Origin of the sequence: Balneatrix alpica DSM 16621, from assembly GCF_000619885.1 — a bacterium.
GTDB lineage: Bacteria > Pseudomonadota > Gammaproteobacteria > Pseudomonadales > Balneatricaceae > Balneatrix > Balneatrix alpica.
This window is the reverse complement of sequence record NZ_JHUZ01000011.1, coordinates 57,886-76,640: the sequence shown is the minus strand read 5'-3', so window position 1 is coordinate 76,640 and position 18,755 is coordinate 57,886. Positions and strand designations below refer to the sequence as shown.

The window sequence follows — 18,755 nt, the reverse complement described above, 5'->3', positions numbered from 1 at the left end:
AAGCAGAAATCAGTGAGTCATGCTGGAAGATAGCAAGGACTATTTGCAGTGTTTTGCTTGGAGAATATTAAGCGAAGATAAGAGGGAGCATGTGGCAGGGGTGGAAGGATTCGAACCTACGCATGACGGGATCAAAACCCGCTGCCTTACCGCTTGGCTACACCCCTGTTATGGTGGCAATGACTGGAATCGAACCAGTGACCTACGCATTATGAGTGCGTCGCTCTAACCGACTGAGCTACATTGCCGATGGCAGGGGTGGAAGGATTCGAACCTACGCATGACGGGATCAAAACCCGCTGCCTTACCGCTTGGCTACACCCCTGTTACATGGTGGCAATGACTGGAGTCGAACCAGTGACCTACGCATTATGAGTGCGTCGCTCTAACCGGCTGAGCTACATTGCCGATGGCAGGGGTGGAAGGATTCGAACCTACGCATGACGGGATCAAAACCCGCTGCCTTACCGCTTGGCTACACCCCTGCAAAAACGCCCCGAATTATACAGAAATTTTAAGAAAATCAAAGTCTTTATTTCTGTTTTGCTGTCAGGAGCTAGTGTTGGATTGGCTGATTAAAAGCTTGATCCAAACGCCCTGGAGCGATTCGAGGCCGCGAATTATTCCTTGTCTTTCCTGGGTTGTCAATTGCTTCTGTACTATCGAATCATGCAAATAATTACCCCCGCAGAGCGGGGGTAATAGATAGCAGGCTTAAGCCGGAATCTGTTGGGTGATGCAATGGATATTGCCGCCCCCTAACAGAATCTCCCGTGCAGGGACACCGACAATCTCATACTCAGGAAAAATTTCCTGTAGCAGCGCCGCAGCCTGGTCATCGGTAGCCGGGTCCAGCAAGGGGAACACGATCCGGCCATTGGTGATCAGGAAGTTGACGTAGGAGCCGGCTAGGCGTTCACCCGCCCGGCGGGGCACACCAGTGCCCACTTCCACTCCCTGAGCTTCCGCTTCTGTGCAGTATAGAGGACCGGGTTGTGGCATCTTCCAGATTTTCAGCGAGCGACCCTGGGCATCCTTGGCTTGCGATAACACCTGATAGGCCGCCTGGGAGCGTGGGTACTGAGGGTCTTGCTCATCATCGGTCCAATGCAGAATGACCTCACCGGGGCGAGCAAAACAGCACATATTATCGATATGGCCGTCAGTCTCATCCATGTAGACCCCTTCATCTAACCAGATGAACTGGCTGACATTGAGGTAGCTGCGCAGATAGTCTTCAATCTGTTCCTTATTCAGGTGCGGATTGCGATTGGGATTGAGCAGGCACTCAGCGGTGGTGAGACAGGTGCCTTCGCCATCAACATGGATAGAGCCGCCTTCCAGAATCAAGGGCGCCTGATAACGGGCAAAGCCGTGCGCGGCCAGCATCTGCTGGGCAACGCGCTCATCTTTGTCCCAGGGGGCATAAAGGCCACCTTGATGGCCGCCCCAGGCATTAAAGCCCCAGTCAATGCCACGGCATTCACCGGAGGAGTGGGTCACCACCGTGGGGCCGGTGTCCCGCGCCCAGCAATCGTCGCTTTCAATACTCACCAGCTTGACCCCAGCGGGCATGATGGCGCGCGCCTGCTCCATATGGGCAGCGGGAACACCCATCCACACAGGGGTGACGGCGCTAATAGCGGCAGCGACCTGGGCAAAGGTCTGTTGGGCGGGCAAGCCCTGATTACGCCAGTTATCTGGGCGATAGGGCCAGAGCATCCAGACAGCCTGCTGCGCAGCCCATTCTGCCGGCATGCTGAAGCCATCGGCTTGCGGTGTAGTAGGAGTGCTACTCATATTCTGTCCTTATCCAGAGCCATCGGCCCTGGTCACAAGAGTCACTTACCAGCGGGTTTCGCCATCGGAGGTCAGCAGGGCATCATACATTTCCGGACGGCGGTCGCGGAACAAGCCCCAGGCCTGACGCTGTTTGCGAATGGCATCCAGGTCAAATTCGTGTACCAGTACGCACTCGCTGGTTTTGTCGGCTTGGGCAACCAAGGCACCGGTTTGATCAGCGATAAAAGAAGAACCGTAGAAGGTCATTTCCAGACCGTCGATATGCTTGCTGGCCTCGGTACCGATGCGGTTGGAGGCAATCACCGGCACCAGGTTGGCGGCGGCATGGCCCTGTTGCACACGGGTCCAGTGTGGCTGAGAGTCGATTTCCGGGTAAGCGGGCTCGGAGCCAATCGCCGTGGGGAAGAAAATCAACTCAGCACCCAGTAATGCCAGGCTGCGGGCGGTTTCCGGGAACCACTGGTCCCAACAGATACCAACGCCGATATCGGCATAGCGGGTTTCCCAGACGATAAAGCCGCTATCGCCAGGGGTGAAGAATTGCTTCTCCTGGTAAGCCGGGCCATTGGGAATATGGGTCTTACGGTAAACTTCGCCAATGGTGCCATCGGCATCAATCACCACCAGCGAGTTGTAGTGGGCATTGCCGCGACGCTCGAAGAAGGAAATCGGTAGCACCACTTCCAGCTCCGCTGCCAAGTCAGCAAAGTGAGCAATCAGCTCGCTTTCTTCAAATACCTGGGCCAGTTCAAAGTGCTCTGGGCTTTGATCGATGCAGAAGTAGGGGGTTTCGAACAGCTCCTGAATCAGGATGATCTGCGCGCCCTGGGCAGCCGCTTCACGTACCAGCTTTTCGGCACGGGCGATATTGGCCGGAATATCCCAACTGCAAGCCATCTGAGTGGCGGCGACCTTCACTTTACGAGTCATGCTTTTCTCCCTGGGCAGGCAAGCTGCCGAACAAGTCGGGTGGGTTGCACAAGGCAACGTCTATTTATAGGGCGCTAGTGTAGAGGCTTGCATCCCTATCCATCAAATGAATAGGATGGATTGGCTCATAAATGAGGTGAATATGGATGAAGCTACACCAGCTCGATCTCAACCTATTACTGGCGTTTGACGCCCTGATGACCCAGGGCAGTGTGACACGTGCGGCTGAGGCACTGTTTATCAGCCAGCCGGCGATGAGTCATGCCTTGGGGCGACTGCGTCAATTTTTCAATGATCCTCTGCTGGTGCGGACCCCGCAAGGCATGTTACCCACCCCGCGCGCCCAGCGTTTGCATCCGGGGGTGCGGCAGGCGTTATTGCTGCTTGAGCAGCAACTGTTGGATGAGGAGGATTTTGATCCAGTCCATTCCAAACGGCGCTTTGTTCTTTGCACCACGGATTATGTTGAGTGTGTGTTGATTCCCCCGCTGATTAAACGCCTGCGCAGTCAAGCTCCTGATGTGCACATTGAAATCAGTATCCTGCGTGATCGCTTACCGGAGGAGGCCCTGGCCACGGGGGAGATCGACCTGGTGCTGGGGTTTGATGAATACATGCAGGTGCCTGGCTACCTGGGTAAAGAAACTTGGCTGGAAGAACCCCTGGCCGGTCTGGTACGGCAAGGGCTGCTGCAACAGGATCGCTTGGACTTGCAGCAATTGATCGAGATGCCCCATGTGTTTCATTCCCCCCTGGGCACCTCCCAGGCTAGCCTGGATCGCTATCTGCATAGTCAGGGCTTGGCCCGCAATATCTCGGTTAACAGCCAGAGCTATATGTCGGCTGCGGCGATTGTCAGCCAAACCGATCACTTATTAGTGCTGCCAAGCAAGGTGGCCGCCATGTTAGCGGGCTATTGGCCGCTGCAATACCTGCAGTTGCCGGAGTCCGTGCCGCCTTATCACCTTAACTGCGTTTGGCACCCACTGCAGGAGCGGCAGCCGGCTTTACTCTGGCTAAAGCAAGAAATGAAAGCCTTAGTTAAGGAGCATGCTTAGCCTGGGAATAAACGCGGCATTAACGCAGCTGCTGTAGCCAGTAATCGGCTTGATCAGCGCCGCTGGGGCCTGTTTGCCCCAAGCGTAAACCATAACCAAAACGCTGCAGGGCGAGTGCGCTGTCCGTCATTATTTCTACCTTGCTAAAGTTGCCGCTGGATAAAACAAGCTTAGCTAAGCCGGATGCGGCAGGCTGTCAGGCCAGGGTAAAAACTCTGTAAAGGTGGGGTAAAGCTCCAACAACACGCCAGCAAGGTCGGTGTTGCTCTGCGTGTGCGTTTGGAGGCTTGCATATCTTGGCTAAATCCATGCCTTGGATAATATAAAGCAGCAGCCACTTTCAACAGAGCAAGCAGCAGGGAGAAAAAACACTGGTGCTGGGTTTACCTGGGCGATGCCAATGGCTAAGGTGACGAACATCGCAAAATGGCAGGTCGTAGTATCCAGGGATGGCCCACCAGACCGCAGCGCCGCAAGGTGCGTCTTGCTAGCCAATCCCAACCAGACTCCTTGTCAGCACTCTTTAGCTAAAGCCTGTAGCGGCGCTACAGGCGAGTGGAGATATTGTTGATGAATGATGTGTCGCAAGCGCTGTTAGCAGCGCTGCCCGAAGATGGCAGCAGCATGGGCAACCAAGCCTTGTTCAGTGCCCTGCAAAGCAGCCAGCCTGGCCTTAGCGAGGCCGACTTTGAAAGCGCCCGTGAAGCCCTGTTAGCCCAAGGCCTGCTCAAAAAAGGCCGGGGCCGTGGCGGTGCGGTGCGGCGCGTATTGCCCGGCGAGGCAGCGGCGGCTAAACCAACCGCCAAGGCTGGCAAAGCCAGCAGCAGTGCGGCCACTGGCATCGAGGATATGAAGAAAACCCTCTGGGCCACCGCCGACAAGCTGCGCGCCAATATGGACGCCGCCGAGTACAAGCACATCGTGCTGGGGCTGATCTTCCTCAAGTACATCTCCGACAGTTTCGCTGGCCGCCGCGTGGAGCTTGCGCGCAAGCTCACCGACGAAAACGACGACTATTACCTGGGTGATGACGACCCAGAAGCGCTGAATGCCGAGCTGGAAGACCGCGACTACTACCGCGAGGTCAACGTGTTCTGGGTGCCGGAAGTGGCGCGCTGGGAGTCCATTCGCGCCGCTGCCAAGCAGGCGGATATCGGCAAGCGCATCGACGATGCCCTGGCAACCATCGAGGCAGAAAACCCTCGGCTGAAGAACATCCTCGACAAGCGCTATGCCCGCGCGCAGTTGCCGGACGGCAAGCTGGGCGAGCTGGTGGATTTGATCTCCACCATCGGCTTTGGTGACGACACCCACAAAGCCCGCGACTTGCTCGGCCAAGTGTACGAATACTTTCTCGGCCAGTTCGCCAGCGCCGAAGGCAAAAAGGGCGGGCAGTTCTATACCCCGGCCAGCATCGTCAAAACCCTGGTGGCGGTGCTCAACCCCCACCATGGCAAGGTGTACGACCCCTGCTGCGGTTCCGGCGGCATGTTTGTGCAGAGCGAAAAATTTATCGAGGCCCACGGCGGCAAGCTGGGCGATGTGTCCATCTATGGTCAGGAGTCCAACCCCACCACCTGGCGTTTGGCGGCGATGAACCTGGCCATTCGTGGCATCGACTTCAACTTAGGAAAAGAGCCAGCCGACACCTTTGTGCGTAACCAGCACAGTGATCTGCGCGCTGATTTCATCCTGGCCAACCCGCCGTTCAATATCAGCGACTGGTGGCACGGTAGCCTGGACGGCGACCCGCGCTGGGTCTATGGCACGCCACCGCAGGGCAACGCCAACTATGCCTGGCTGCAACATATGCTCTACCACTTAAAGCCCAATGGCCGTGCCGGCATCGTGCTGGCCAACGGCTCGATGAGCTCCAGCCAGAACAGCGAAGGCGAGATTCGTCGCGCCATGGTCGAGGCCGATGTGGTGGAAGTGATGGTCGCCTTGCCCGGCCAGCTGTTCTTCAATACCCAGATTCCCGCCTGCCTATGGTTCCTCGCCAAGGACAAGCGCCATGCCCTGAGCCGCGCCGGTATCGACCGCAGCGGCCAGGTGCTGTTTATTGATGCGCGCAAGCTCGGCACCCGCGTTAGCCGGGTGCAGATCGAACTGAGCGATGCCGATATTGAACGCATCGCCCAGACCGTCGCCGCCTGGCGTGGTGAGTCGTTGGACGTCGCACAGGGAAGTGCCAGTGTCGCGGAAGGCAGGATGCCGGGAGCGACCGAAGACGGGCAGGTTGGCGAATACGCCGATATCCCCGGCTTCTGCCGCAGCGTCACCCTCGCGGAAATTGCCGAGCATGGTCATGTGCTGACGCCGGGCCGCTATGTCGGTGCCGAAGAGGTGGAGGATGATGACGAAGCCTTTGCCGAGAAGATGCAGCGGCTGACCCAGCAGTTGGGTGAGCAAATGCAGAAGGGCGCAGAGCTCGATCAGTTGATTCGGCAGAAGCTGGGGGGGCTGGGGTATGAGTTCTGAGTGGCGTTTAGCAAGAGTCGAGGAGATCGCGGCACCCTTTTCTACAGCGCTAGCGACTGGTCCATTTGGATCGGCTATCAGCGCGAAGTATTTCGTCGATTCAGGTGTGCCTGTCATTCGCGGATCGAACCTGAGCGCAGATACATCTACAAGGCTCATTGATGCTGATTTGGCCTTTGTCTCGCATGAGAAGGCAAGTGAGTTTCAGCGATCTGTGGCAAAGCGTGGTGATCTTGTCTTCACGTGCTGGGGCACCATCAACCAGGTTGGTCTGATCGATAGTCGCTCGAAATTCGACAGTTACATCGTTTCGAACAAGCAGATGAAACTAACGATTGATCCCGCCAAAGCGGACAATCGCTTCATCTATTACGTGTTCTCTGGACCCGCTAAGCAAAATGAAATTCTCGAAAATGGCATCGGTAGCTCGGTACCAGGTTTCAATCTTGGGCAATTGAAGCGTCACGAAATTTTGCTGCCACCAGTTCAAGAGCAGAAGCGGATTGCTGACTTTTTGGAGACGCTCGACGACCGCATTACCCTGCTACGCGAAACCAACGCCACCCTGGAAGCCATCGCCCAGGCGTTGTTCAAATCCTGGTTCGTCGATTTCGACCCCGTGCGCGCCAAGGCCGAAGGGCGAGCACCTGAGGCCATGGACGCCACCACCGCCGCCCTGTTCCCCGACAGCTTCGAAGAGTCCGAGCTGGGCTTGGTGCCAAAGGGGTGGCAGCACAGTAGTGTTGAAGATTTTTCTGAGAAGGTTGGAATGGGGCCTTTTGGCTCGAATATTAAAGTCGAAACCTTCGTGAATGAGGGCGTCCCTGTGATTAGTGGACAACACCTCCGGCAGACACTTGTAGAAGACTCGACCTTTAACTTCATTACTGACAGCCATGCGGAAAAGCTATCCAATTCGTGTGTTTTCGAAGGTGATGTGATTTTTACTCACGCGGGCAGTATCGGGCAGGTAGCTTTGCTACATAGACATGCGCGGTTCGATCGATACGTGCTTTCGCAGCGACAGTTTTTCCTCCGATGCGATAAGCAAAAAATGCGGCCAGAGTGGATCACTTACTACTTTCGCTCAGTACAAGGCCAACATCAGCTTTTAGCGAATACCTCCCAGGTAGGTGTTCCCTCAATCGCAAGGCCTGTCAGCTACCTTCGATCTATCAAGGTGGTTATGCCCCCTAAAGCCATGATTGATCGATTTTCCGATGTTGCTGATGCAACACATCAAACAGTGCTTGCAAATCGGGTGCAGATACAAACCCTCACCCAACTCCGTGACACCCTCTTACCCCGCCTGATCTCTGGTCAACTGCGCTTGCCTGAGGCCGAGGGGCTGATTGAGGAGGCGGTATGAGCCTGAGTGTTAACGCTGATTTCTCCCGGCTGGTGGACTACCTGAAGGCGCAAGGCGCTGCTGCTCAAAAGCGCACCGAGGATTCCCAAGAGTACCGGGATTTTCTGCAAGCCTTCCCCCTGAGTCGCCTCAACCAGTTGACGCTAGATGAATACTGTGTGGGCAAGGGTGACGGGGCTTCGTTCTGCTGGTGGATCGAGCGCGGGCTGGTGCCGGTGCTAGGTCGCTATATGCCCGGCACCGCCAAGGGCCATCTCCTGTATTTTCAGGAGGATGGCAGCCTGTACAAGAATCGCCGCCTACTGGATCTCGGTGATGAAGAGGCGCTGCGCTACACGCTGAGCATCCAAAGCACCATCGCTTCAACCGATCCTGCCGATCTGCTCTGGGTGGATGACGACAAGGAAATTTACCGCCGCGCCGGGGTAGAGCCACGTGTCACGGTCGGTGCAGGACGCAAGCTGCGCCTGCTGTCCTGCTATTACCCCGCCAGTACGTTGCCCATTTCATCCTCCGATCATTTGGGCCACTACTTGCAGCAGCTAGGCTGCCCGGAACAGGACATTCCTCGTCGCAACCAACCCGTGGCGCGCATGCTGAAGCTGCGCGAGTACTACTTGCTCGCCTGCGAGTCGGTGCCGGGTCTTAGCCCCTATGGATTTATGCGTGGGCTGTACAACGAGGAGCTGGGATTGCGCCCGTCCAAGCCCGAGTCCGAACAGGACGTGCAGCCGGGGCAGCCAAGCTACCTGCTGACGTGGAACCCGGCGCATTTCAAGCTGGGTGGAGACGCCGGTGTTGAATTGGGGCAGGAGATTGATTGGAGCTGCCATTCGAAACAGCCGCAACCGGGGGATGTGGTTTATCTGGTGCGGTTGGGGCAGGAGCCACGGGGCATCGTAGCGCGCGGCCTGGTGACGGAGGGGGCGCATGACGGGCCCGACTGGAAGGACGCGAGCAAAACGCGTAACTACATCCGCTTTCGCATCGATGAGCATCGGCCCGACTGTGCCCGCGGCTTGTTGCCGATGTTGCTGCTCAACAAGGCTATGCCTACGCAGCGCTGGAACCCTCAGAGCTCGGGCGTCGAGATTACCCCGGCCATCGCGGCCCGGCTGGAGCTGCTTTGGCAGGCAGGCGAGGGACAGCACAGTTTAAAACAGTACGTGGCTTGGAGTACGGCAGACAGCAAAGAGTCTTGCCCACATTGGTTGGCGATTTATCAAGACATTACTGCGCTGGCTAAGGCGCTGCGCAGTGGTGAGAAACCCTTAGATCAGGTGGCGTTAACGCGTTTGTGGCTGGAGCGTGAAAACGGGGTTTCCAGTTTGCCACTTGGCTTGTTCTCTAAAGATGAAATGCAGGCCCAGCAAGCGGCTGTGAGGGAGATTACGCAAGGCATCATGGCCGCGCCGACGGCGCAGACCTATGCGCAAGTGATGCGGGACTGGAGTGTAGGCGTTGAGAAAAAACAATTCAGCACCAATCGCCCTGCGATGATTAATCGGGTATTTGCTGCGTTTGCCCCGGAACGTTTCACCACCTTACTCAAATCAGATGATTGTCAGCGGCTTTTACGTGGCTTGAATGAGCAGTTCCAGTTAGCTGTGGCTGTCGACAGCTCAGGTTGGTGTGGGCTGAATGAGCAAATCATGGCGTGTATGCGCTTGGCTGACATAGATGGCGCGGCCGTGCTGCCAAACAACATTGCGATGTGGCAGCTGTTAGAGGCGTTAAAGGGAGCGAAGGCAGAAACGCGTGAAGCGCAAGAAGAGGAAGATGTCACTGTGGCCGCTAAGAATACTCCGTTGAATCAGATTCTTTTTGGCCCGCCGGGCACAGGGAAAACATTCTCGGTTGTGGATGAAACCCTGAAGATTTTGGAGCCTGAGGCGTTAGTGAACACTAGCCGAGAAGCCAAAAAGAAAGCGTTCGATCAATTGGCGTTGGATGGCCGAGTGCGCTTTGTCACCTTTCATCAAAGCTTCAGCTATGAAGACTTTGTAGAAGGTTTGCGGGCGGTTTCGGAAGGTGGACAGCTGAATTATAAAGTTGAGCCTGGCGTTTTTAAGTTGTTGTGTGATGACGCTCGTCACCAAGACGGCGAGCAGACAGAAGACGATGTGCTCAATGTGTTTATTGAAGAGGTCAGTGAGGCGCCCGTTACGCTAACTACGGTGCGTGGTAAGGCCTTTGAGGTGCGCTATCGAGCGGGCAATGGGACATTCACCTGTTCGCCGCAAGCCTCGGAAAGTGGCTTAGAGCTGCCCGCCAATATCGAGCATGTGCGCGCTTTTTTACGCGGTGAAAAGCCTGCCTCAGTGTACTGCGAAAGTTATGTACGCGGCATTGCGGATTATCTGCGAAGCCGGTTGGATAAGGGGGCGGAAGAGAAGTCGGCAGATGAGAAAAAGCCCTATGTGTTGGTGATCGATGAGATCAATCGGGGCAATGTTTCGCGCATATTCGGTGAGCTGATTACGTTGATAGAGGCTTCAAAGCGCGAGGGTGCTGCAGAGGCGCTGTCGGTCAGCTTGCCGTACTCCAAAGAGCGTTTCAGTGTGCCGGATAATGTTTATCTGATCGGTACGATGAACACGGCTGATCGCTCGTTGGCTGGGTTGGATATTGCCTTGCGTCGCCGCTTTGTCTTCGAGGAAATGATGCCCAATCCCTCTTTGCTCAATGGCGTGGTGGTGGAGGGCATCGACATTGGTCAGCTTTTGGCGGTGATGAACCAGCGTATCGAGGTGCTGCTCGATCGTGATCATTGCCTCGGGCATGCCTATTTCATGTCACTCAAGAGTGGAGACTCGTTGCAGCAGCTGGAGGTGATATTCCGCAATCAGATACTGCCGCTGCTGCAGGAGTATTTCTTCGAGGATTGGCAACGAATCCAGTGGGTGCTTAATGACCACCGCAAGGCTGCGGCCGACCGTTTCGTGGAGCAGGATAAGCAGGATGTGGATGCTTTGTTTGGCAACATCAGCGTGCCTGCGCAAGGTGGGGTTTGGCGGATCAATGCGGCGGCGTTCCAGCGAGTTTCTGCATATGCCGGTGTTATCGCCGTGCACGGCAAGGCAGAGGGGCCCGTCAAGGAGCCAGAGGAGGCGAATGCGTGAGCGCATTTGTCACCGTGCGTGAATACGCCCGACTGACCACGGCGGAGGTTGAGCCGGGTGATCTCGACTGTGTGCAGATTAGCGACAGTGCCTTCGAGTGGCTGTGTGAATTGAGCGCCAGCTTCAGCCGAAACGGCGTTACGCTGCTGCAAGTAGAAGGACGGCGTGCGCTGAAGTGGGATTCCTATGTGGGCGTGTTGGAAACACCCTGTGGCACGCGGCTGGAAATTCTGCCTAAGCACTATGAGAAGGGCGATTGTAAGGCTAAGGCCAAGAGCCGCCAGTTGCTGCGTAAATTGATTCAGAGCGCCTTGCAGCTTAAGCCGCGCGAAGCATCGCTGGCCAGTCTAGAGCTGTTTGATGCACCCCTCAGTGAGTGGGTGATGGGACAGTTTCTCGCCGAGCTGGACTTGTTAGTGAAGCGCGGGGTGCGCTTCGACTACCAACGTATCGAGGAAGAACAGCGCTTTCTGCACGGCCAGCTCAATGTGGTGGCGCAGATGCGCCAGCCGCCGGGGCGCCAGCATCACTTTCAGCTTCGCCATGATGTGTTTACCCCAGATCGTGCTGAGAATCGCTTGCTCAAGCTGGCGCTGGAAACAGTGGCGAACAGCACACAGGATGCCGCCAACTGGCGCTTGGCCAATGAACTGCGTGCCATGCTGACGGAAGTACCCGTCAGTCGGCAGGTTAACCAAGACCTACGCGCCTGGAGTCGCGATAGGCTAATGGCGCATTACCAGCCGATTAAGCCTTGGTGCGAGCTGATCCTCAATCAGTGGATGCCGATCGCTGTGAGTGGTGCGTGGCGCGGTATGAGCTTGTTGTTCCCGATGGAAAAGCTCTTTGAAAAATATGTTGAAGGTTGGTTGCATAAGCAGTTACTGCCGACAGCAAAGCTAACTAGCCAAGCCAATCGCGAGTATCTCTGTGAGCATGGCAAGGGGCGGATGTTCTGTTTGAAGCCTGATCTGCTGATCGATTGGGGAAAACAGCGCTGGATTCTGGACACCAAGTGGAAACGCATTGATGCCGGTAAACCCGATAAGAACTACGACCTCAGTCAAAGCGATTTCTATCAGCTGTTTGCCTATGGGTACAAATACCGAAGAGGCGACCAGGTGCCGGGGCTGGTGCTGATATATCCGTATTGGTCAGGGCTGGAAGAAGCATTACCGGTGTTTGATTATGGCCAGGGCATGAAGCTTTGGGCCTTACCTTTTGATTTAGAGAATGACCAACTGATGGGTGCTGGTGTCGCCGATATTCCATTGTCTTTCACCCGTACCGCTCAAGTAACCGTACAAGTAAGCGATCAAGCTTATGAAACAGCCATAGCCAGGTAAGGCAGACGAATAATGACAGAAGACCAACTGGAACAAGAAACCCTCGGCTGGCTTGCAGAGCTGGGCTATACGCACCTCTATGGGCCTGATATTGCCCATGATGGCGATAGCCCCGAGCGGGCAAGTTATCGTGATGTGTTGTTGATTGGGCGCTTGCGCAGGGCTGTCGAGCGTTTAAACCCCAGTGTGCCTTTGGCTGCTCGTGAGGATGCGCTCAAACAGGTGGTCGATTTAGGCCTGCCAGTGCAGCTGTCGGCCAACCGTTTATTTCATCGCTTATTAGTGAGCGGTGTGCCGGTGCAGTACCAGAAAGACGGTGAAACCCGAGGCGACTTTGTGCGCTTGATCGACTGGGCAGATGGACGTGCTAACGAGTGGCTGGCGGTGAATCAGTTCAGCATTCAGGGGCCCAAACATACTCGTCGGCCGGACATTATTTTGTTCGTTAACGGTCTGCCGCTGGTGCTGTTAGAGCTAAAAAATCCGGCTGATGTGCATGCGGATTTGATCAAGGCGTTTGATCAGATTCAAACCTATAAAGAGCAGATTCCAGACGTTTTCCACTACAACGAGATTCTGGTGATCAGTGATGGCAGTGAGGCGCGTATGGGCTCGCTGTCGGCGGATATTGAGCGCTTTGCCCGTTGGCGCACTATCGACGGCGTAACGGTTGATCCGCTGGGTGAGTTCAACGAGTTGGAGACGCTGGTGCGTGGGGTGCTGCAGCCGGCCATTTTGCTCGATTACCTGCGTTATTTTGTGTTGTTTGAAGATGACGGCCGGCTGGTGAAGAAGATTGCCGGTTATCACCAATTTCACGCGGTGCGAGCGGCTATTGGGCAGGTAGTGAATGCTTCGCGCCCTGGCGGTAGTCACAAGGGCGGGGTGGTTTGGCATACCCAAGGCTCGGGCAAGAGTATCACCATGACCTGCTTTGCTGCGCGGGTGATGCAGGAAGCAGCGATGGAGAACCCGACCATCGTGGTGATTACCGATCGCAATGATCTGGATGGCCAGCTGTTTGGGGTGTTCTCGCTGTCGCAGGATTTGCTGCGCGAGCAGCCGGTGCAGGTCGCTACGCGTGGCGACTTGCGCGAGAAGCTGGCTAATCGCCCTAGTGGCGGCATTGTGTTTACAACCATTCAGAAGTTTATGCCCGGTGAAGACGAGGACACCTTTCCGGTGTTGTCGCAGCGCTCGAATATTGTGGTGGTGGCTGACGAAGCGCACCGCACGCAATATGGCTTTAGTGCTTCATTGAAAGTGCCGGACCTAAAGGTGGCCGAGGCCAGTGCCCGCTATCAGGTGGGCTATGCCCAGCACCTGCGTGATGCCTTGCCCAACGCCACCTTCGTGGCCTTTACCGGCACGCCGGTATCCAGCGAAGACCGCGATACCCGTGCGGTGTTCGGTGATTACATCCACGTCTACGACATGCAGCAGGCCAAGGAAGATGGCGCCACTGTGGCCATCTACTACGAGTCACGCTTGGCTAAGTTGTCGCTCAAAGACGCAGAGCTGGCGCATATCGACGAGGAGGTCGATGAGCTGGCCGAGGATGAGGAAGAAGACCAGCAGTCGCGCCTGAAGTCGCGCTGGGCCGCGCTGGAAAAAGTGGTTGGGGCTGAGCCAAGGATTAAAAGCGTTGCGGCTGACCTGGTGAGGCACTTTGAGGAACGTAACCAGGCGCAAAGCGGCAAGGCCATGGTGGTGGCGATGAGCCGCGAAATCTGTGTGCACTTGTACAACGAGATCATCGCCCTGCGGCCAGACTGGCATGACGTAGACCCGGAGAAGGGCGCGGTAAAAATCGTTATGACCGGCAGTGCCTCAGATAAGGCCTTGCTACGCCCGCACATTTACCCCAGCCAAGTGAAGAAGCGCCTAGAGAAGCGCTTTAAAGACCCGCAAGACCCATTGCAATTAGTGATTGTGCGCGACATGTGGCTGACCGGTTTTGACGCGCCTTGTGTGCATACCCTGTATGTCGACAAGCCCATGAAGGGCCACAACTTAATGCAGGCCATTGCCCGGGTGAACCGCGTGTTTAAAGACAAGCAGGGCGGCTTGGTGGTGGACTACATCGGTATTGCTAACGAGCTAAAAGCAGCGCTGAAAGAGTACACAGCCAGCAAAGGTCGAGGCAGGCCCACGGTGGATGCCCATGAGGCTTATGCGGTGCTGGAGGAGAAGCTCGATGTGTTGCGCGGTTTGTTGCATGGCTTCGATTACAGCGAATTCCTGACAGGTGGGCACAAGCTTTTGGCCGGTGCCGCTAACCATGTGCTGGGGGTTAAAGAAGGCAAAAAACGCTTTGCCGATAATGCCTTGGCCATGAGCAAGGCGTTCACCCTGTGCTGCACCTTGGATGAAGCGAAAGCCGTGCGTGAAGAGGTGGCTTTTTTTCAAGCCATCAAGGTCATGCTCACTAAGCGCGACATCAGCGCAAAGAAGAAAACCGATGAAGAGCGCGAGCTGGCCATCCGCCAGATCATCGGCAATGCCGTGGTATCGGGCGACGTGGTGGATGTGTTTGCCGCCGTGGGGTTGGATAAGCCTAATATCGGCCTGCTGGATGACGACTTTCTTGCCGAAGTGCGCAATCTACCAGAGAAAAACCTTGCCGTAGAGCTGCTGGAAAGGCTGTTAGAAGGCGAGATTAAGAGCAAGTTCGCCAGCAACCTAGCGCAAGAGAAGAAGTTCTCCGAGCTGCTCGATAGCGTGATTAAGCGCTATCAGAACCGCTCTATCGAAACGGCTCAAGTCATCGAAGAGCTGATCGAAATGGCGAAAAAGTTCGCCGCTGCCAGTCAGCGCGGCGAGAAGCTAGGGCTCAATGATGACGAACTGGCTTTTTACGACGCCCTGGCCAACAACGAGGCTTCAGTGCGTGAGCTCGGGGACGAGATCTTGGCGAAAATCGCCCATGAACTCACCGACAGCCTGAGGCAAAATGTCACGGTGGACTGGAGTAATCGCGACAGCGTGCGGGCCAAATTGCGTTTGCTGGTGAAGCGTATTTTGCGCAAATACAAATACCCGCCAGATCAGCAAGAAGAGGCCGCCCAGCTGGTGCTGGCACAAGCTGAGACGCTGTGTGCATCTTGGGTATAGTGTGATTGAGGGGAGGCGGAAAAGAAAAAGCCCCTTGAAGCGTACCTCAAGGGGCTTTGTGTCTAGGCGTGAGCTTAGACGTTAAAACGGAAGTGCATTACATCGCCGTCTTTGACGATGTACTCTTTGCCTTCCAGACGCCATTTACCGGCTTCTTTCGCGCCTTGTTCGCCTTTGAACTTGATAAAGTCGTCATAGGCGATGACTTCGGCACGGATAAAGCCTTTTTCGAAGTCGGTGTGGATGACTGCTGCCGCTTGGGGAGCGGTGGCACCAATGCGTACGGTCCAGGCACGTACTTCCTGCACCCCGGCAGTGAAGTAGGTTTGCAGGTTGAGTAGTGAGTAACCGGCACGAATCACGCGGTTCAGGCCTGGCTCTTCCATACCCATGGACTCGAGGAACATCATTTTCTCTTCTTCGTCGTCCAGCTCGGCAATTTCAGCTTCAATCTTGTTGCACACCGGCACCACAATGGCGCCTTCTTCGGCGGCAATGGCTTTAACGGCATCCAGGTGCGGGTTGTTTTCAAAGCCTTCTTCGCTGACGTTGGCGATGTACATCACTGGCTTGCTGGTCAGCAGGTGGAAGTGACGGGCCAGGGCGCGTTCATCATCGCCGAGGTTTTTCAGCAGGCTGCGGGCTGGCTTGCCTTCCTGGAAGTGGGGGATCAGTTTTTCCAGCAGGGCTTTTTGGGCTAGGGCTTCTTTGTCACCGCCCTTGGCTGCCCGAACCAGGCGCTGCAGTTGCTTCTCGCAGCTTTCCATGTCGGCAAAAATCAGTTCCAGGTCGATAACTTCGATATCGCGCTTGGGATTGACGCTGTTGGAGACGTGAATCACGTTGTCGTCTTCAAAGCAGCGCACCACGTGGGCGATAGCATCGGTTTCGCGGATGTTAGCCAGGAATTTGTTGCCCAGGCCTTCACCGCGGGAGGCGCCTTCCACCAGACCAGCAATGTCGACGAATTCCATGGTGGTGGGGACAACCCGCTTGGGGTTGACGATAGCGGCCAGCGCGTCCAGGCGGGGATCGGGCATCGCCACGACACCAGCATTGGGCTCAATGGTGCAGAACGGGAAGTTCTCGGCGGCAATGCCAGATTTGGTCAAAGCGTTGAACAGGGTAGATTTGCCGACGTTGGGCAGGCCAACGATGCCGCAGTTAAATCCCATAATAGTTTCCTGTTGACGTACTAGGCTTCAGGTTTGAACGCATGCAGGCGGTTCATGGCGCGCGGCCAGTCTCCGGCCAGGGCCAGAGGTAAGCAGGCAAGGGCCTCTTCGCTAGCGCGTTCGGTTAGGTCGAATTCTTGGCTGGGGGCTTTGGTTAAGACAAAACCGGCAACCTTGTTGGCATCACCGGGATGACCAATGCCAAGGCGTAAGCGGTGAAACTCGCGGGCGCCACCCAGTTTGTTGATGATGTCTTTCAGCCCGTTATGACCGCCGTGGCCACCGCCTTTCTTAAAGCGCGCCTGGCCGGGTGGCAGGTCGAGCTCATCATGAACGACGAGTAGGTTATCCACCTTGAGCTTGAAGAAGTTGCTCACGGCCTGTACGGCTTGGCCGCTTAGGTTCATGTAGGTGGTGGGGATCAGCAGGTGCAGGGTGTGACCGTGCCAGTTGGCTTTGCCGTAGAGGCCATGGAAGCGGCTTTCGGCACGCAGGTCACAGTGGCACAAAGACGCAAGCGCCGACACGAAGTCGGCGCCTGCATTGTGCCGGGTTCGGGCGTATTGTGAGCCTGGGTTACCCAGGCCAACGATCAGCTGAACCGGCTCGCTCATAAGCCTGTAACTTACTTACGCTTAGCTACAACGCGAGCGATGGCCTGGTCGTGGTCTTTACCCAGACGCAGTGCAGCAACTTCAACGCCTTCAGGCACTTTGATGCTGGACAGGTACAGGTTTTGACCCAGCTGTACTTCGCTCAGGTCGCACTCAACGAACTCAGGCAGCTTGGAGGGCAGACACAGAACCTTCACTTCGTTCACCAGAGTGAACACCTTACCACCCTGCTTGGCAGCGGGGCTGGCAGCTTCGTTAACGAAGCGCACAGGTACTTTGATGCTGATCTTGCGATCGGCGCTTACGCGCTGGAAGTCAGCGTGCAGCAGTACGGGCTTGGCGGGGTGACGCTGCAGGTCCTTGATGATGACTTGCTCTTCTTTACCATCAACATTCAGGTTGATCAGGCTAGAGAAGAACTGGTTGTCTTCGGACAGGTGCAGCAGCTCGTCGTGGTCGATGGCCAGACGGGCAGGCTCAGCGTTGCCGCCGTATACAACGGCAGGAACGGTGTCGGCTTCGCGACGCAGGCGGCGGCTCGCACCTTTCCCTGCTACTTCGCGGATTTTGGCATTCAGAGTGAAATTGCTCATATTTTTTCCTCAGTAAAATAACTAAACAGCCAGCGCACCGCGACCAGTGTCTGGCTGTCGTTTAATCTGGTATTGGGCCAGATTATCTAGGGCAGCTGCCCTATCCGGCGTCAGGCTCCGCTTAGCGGAACATGGCGCTGATGGATTCTTCGTTGCATACCCGGCGCACGGCTTCGGCGAGCATATTGGACAGGGTTAGCTGTTCAATTTTCTCGCAGGCAGCAGCGGCTTTGGTCAGGGGGATGGTGTCGGTGACTACCAGTTTATCCAGTACGGAGTTGGTGATGTTGTCGACAGCCGGGCCTGATAGCACGGGGTGAGTGGCATAGGCCAGTACGCGTTTGGCGCCATGATCTTTCAAGGCGGCAGCGGCTTTGCACAGGGTGCCGGCGGTATCACACATGTCATCCACCAGGATGCAGGTGCGGCCACGTACGTCACCGATAATGTGCATGACCTGGGCAACATTGGCCTTTTCGCGGCGCTTGTCGATGATGGCCAGGTCAGTATCCAGCTGTTTGGCAACGGCGCGAGCACGGACTACGCCCCCGACATCGGGAGAGACCACGATGGGGTGGTCATAGTTTTGCCGCTGGATGTGTTCGATCAGTACCGGGGAGCCAAAAACGTTATCCACCGGAATGTCGAAGAAACCTTGAATCTGTTCAGCATGCAGGTCAACGGTCAGCACCCGGTCAATGCCTGCACCGGCCATCATATCGGCAACCACTTTGGCGCTGATAGGAACACGGGCAGAGCGGGGGCGGCGATCCTGGCGGGCATAGCCGAAGTAGGGAACAACGGCGGTGATACGCTGAGCAGAGGCGCGGCGCAGGGCGTCGGCCATCAGGATCACTTCCATCAGATTGTCGTTAGTGGGGGCGCAGGTGGGCTGAATAATAAAGCAGTCCTTACCCCGAACGTTTTCATTGATTTGCACGGCAATTTCGCCGTCGCTAAATTGGCCAACATCGGCATCTCCGAGGGGGAGACACAGCTGGTCAACAACTTTACGGGCGAGTTCCGGGTGTGCGTTCCCGGTAAAGACCATTAATTTAGACACGCTGCTACCTTCACGCTGGCAGGATGTGGAAACCTTGGCCTGTTCGGGCAGAGAAAACTCTGCATTTTGACTGAACATCGCGTGGCC

At 56.1% G+C, this 18,755-nt stretch carries 12 protein-coding genes and 5 tRNA genes; 6 read left to right on the top strand and 11 right to left on the bottom strand.

Annotated features, from left to right (window positions below):
• Positions 1-92: 92 nt before the first annotated feature.
• The 7 genes from Q334_RS0104445 to aguB all read right to left on the bottom strand — a co-directional run bounded on the left by Q334_RS0104445 (position 93) and on the right by aguB (position 2,733).
• Positions 93-167 (bottom strand) — tRNA-Gln (locus tag Q334_RS0104445).
• A 4-nt stretch (positions 168-171) separates the two neighbouring features.
• Positions 172-248, bottom strand: a tRNA-Met gene (locus Q334_RS0104440).
• Between the two features lie 2 nt (positions 249-250).
• Positions 251-325, bottom strand: a tRNA-Gln gene (locus tag Q334_RS0104435).
• Between the two features lie 6 nt (positions 326-331).
• Positions 332-408 (bottom strand) — tRNA-Met (locus Q334_RS0104430).
• A gap of 2 nt (positions 409-410) precedes the next feature.
• Positions 411-485, bottom strand: a tRNA-Gln gene (locus tag Q334_RS0104425).
• A 229-nt stretch (positions 486-714) separates the two neighbouring features.
• Positions 715-1,800 (bottom strand): agmatine deiminase, encoded by a 1,086-nt coding sequence (gene aguA / locus Q334_RS0104420; protein ID WP_027312148.1) that lies wholly within the window; start codon positions 1,798-1,800, stop codon positions 715-717.
• A gap of 45 nt (positions 1,801-1,845) precedes the next feature.
• Positions 1,846-2,733, bottom strand: coding sequence for an N-carbamoylputrescine amidase (gene aguB / locus Q334_RS0104415; RefSeq protein WP_027312147.1), 888 nt, complete (start codon positions 2,731-2,733; stop codon positions 1,846-1,848).
• Positions 2,734-2,879: 146 nt separating this feature from the next.
• Here aguB and Q334_RS0104410 point away from each other — a divergent pair, with 146 nt between their 5' ends.
• The 6 genes from Q334_RS0104410 (at position 2,880) to Q334_RS0104380 (ending at position 15,223) form a co-directional block, all read left to right on the top strand.
• Positions 2,880-3,791, top strand: a complete 912-nt coding sequence (locus Q334_RS0104410; protein ID WP_027312146.1) for a LysR family transcriptional regulator — start codon at positions 2,880-2,882, stop codon at positions 3,789-3,791.
• 570 nt (positions 3,792-4,361) lie between these two features.
• Positions 4,362-6,272: a class I SAM-dependent DNA methyltransferase gene (locus Q334_RS0104400; RefSeq protein ID WP_027312145.1), complete on the top strand. Its 1,911-nt coding sequence runs from the start codon at positions 4,362-4,364 to the stop codon at positions 6,270-6,272.
• Entirely contained in the window at positions 6,262-7,641 is a 1,380-nt protein-coding gene (locus Q334_RS20500) for a restriction endonuclease subunit S (protein ID WP_027312144.1), read from the top strand. The genes Q334_RS0104400 and Q334_RS20500 overlap by 11 nt, the downstream gene beginning before the upstream one ends.
• A complete protein-coding gene (locus Q334_RS20530) occupies positions 7,638-10,763 on the top strand; it encodes an AAA family ATPase (RefSeq protein ID WP_245593658.1) in 3,126 nt (1,041 codons plus the stop codon). The genes Q334_RS20500 and Q334_RS20530 overlap by 4 nt, the downstream gene beginning before the upstream one ends.
• A complete protein-coding gene (locus tag Q334_RS17995) occupies positions 10,760-12,109 on the top strand; it encodes an McrC family protein (protein ID WP_035460780.1) in 1,350 nt (449 codons plus the stop codon). Before Q334_RS20530 ends, Q334_RS17995 begins: the two co-directional genes overlap by 4 nt.
• A gap of 12 nt (positions 12,110-12,121) precedes the next feature.
• Complete coding sequence (locus Q334_RS0104380) at positions 12,122-15,223, top strand: type I restriction endonuclease subunit R (protein WP_027312143.1); 3,102 nt, start codon at positions 12,122-12,124, stop codon at positions 15,221-15,223.
• 74 nt (positions 15,224-15,297) lie between these two features.
• On the opposite strand, the gene ychF is transcribed toward Q334_RS0104380, so the two are convergent.
• From ychF to Q334_RS0104360, 4 genes are all read right to left on the bottom strand, one after another.
• A complete protein-coding gene (gene ychF / locus Q334_RS0104375) occupies positions 15,298-16,398 on the bottom strand; it encodes a redox-regulated ATPase YchF (RefSeq protein ID WP_027312142.1) in 1,101 nt (366 codons plus the stop codon).
• A 20-nt stretch (positions 16,399-16,418) separates the two neighbouring features.
• Entirely contained in the window at positions 16,419-17,012 is a 594-nt protein-coding gene (gene pth / locus Q334_RS0104370; RefSeq protein WP_027312141.1) for an aminoacyl-tRNA hydrolase, read from the bottom strand.
• Positions 17,013-17,023: 11 nt separating this feature from the next.
• Positions 17,024-17,605: a 50S ribosomal protein L25/general stress protein Ctc gene (locus tag Q334_RS17990; RefSeq protein ID WP_035460778.1), complete on the bottom strand. Its 582-nt coding sequence runs from the start codon at positions 17,603-17,605 to the stop codon at positions 17,024-17,026.
• Positions 17,606-17,726: 121 nt separating this feature from the next.
• A complete protein-coding gene (locus Q334_RS0104360; protein WP_027312140.1) occupies positions 17,727-18,668 on the bottom strand; it encodes a ribose-phosphate pyrophosphokinase in 942 nt (313 codons plus the stop codon).
• Positions 18,669-18,755 lie beyond the last annotated feature (87 nt).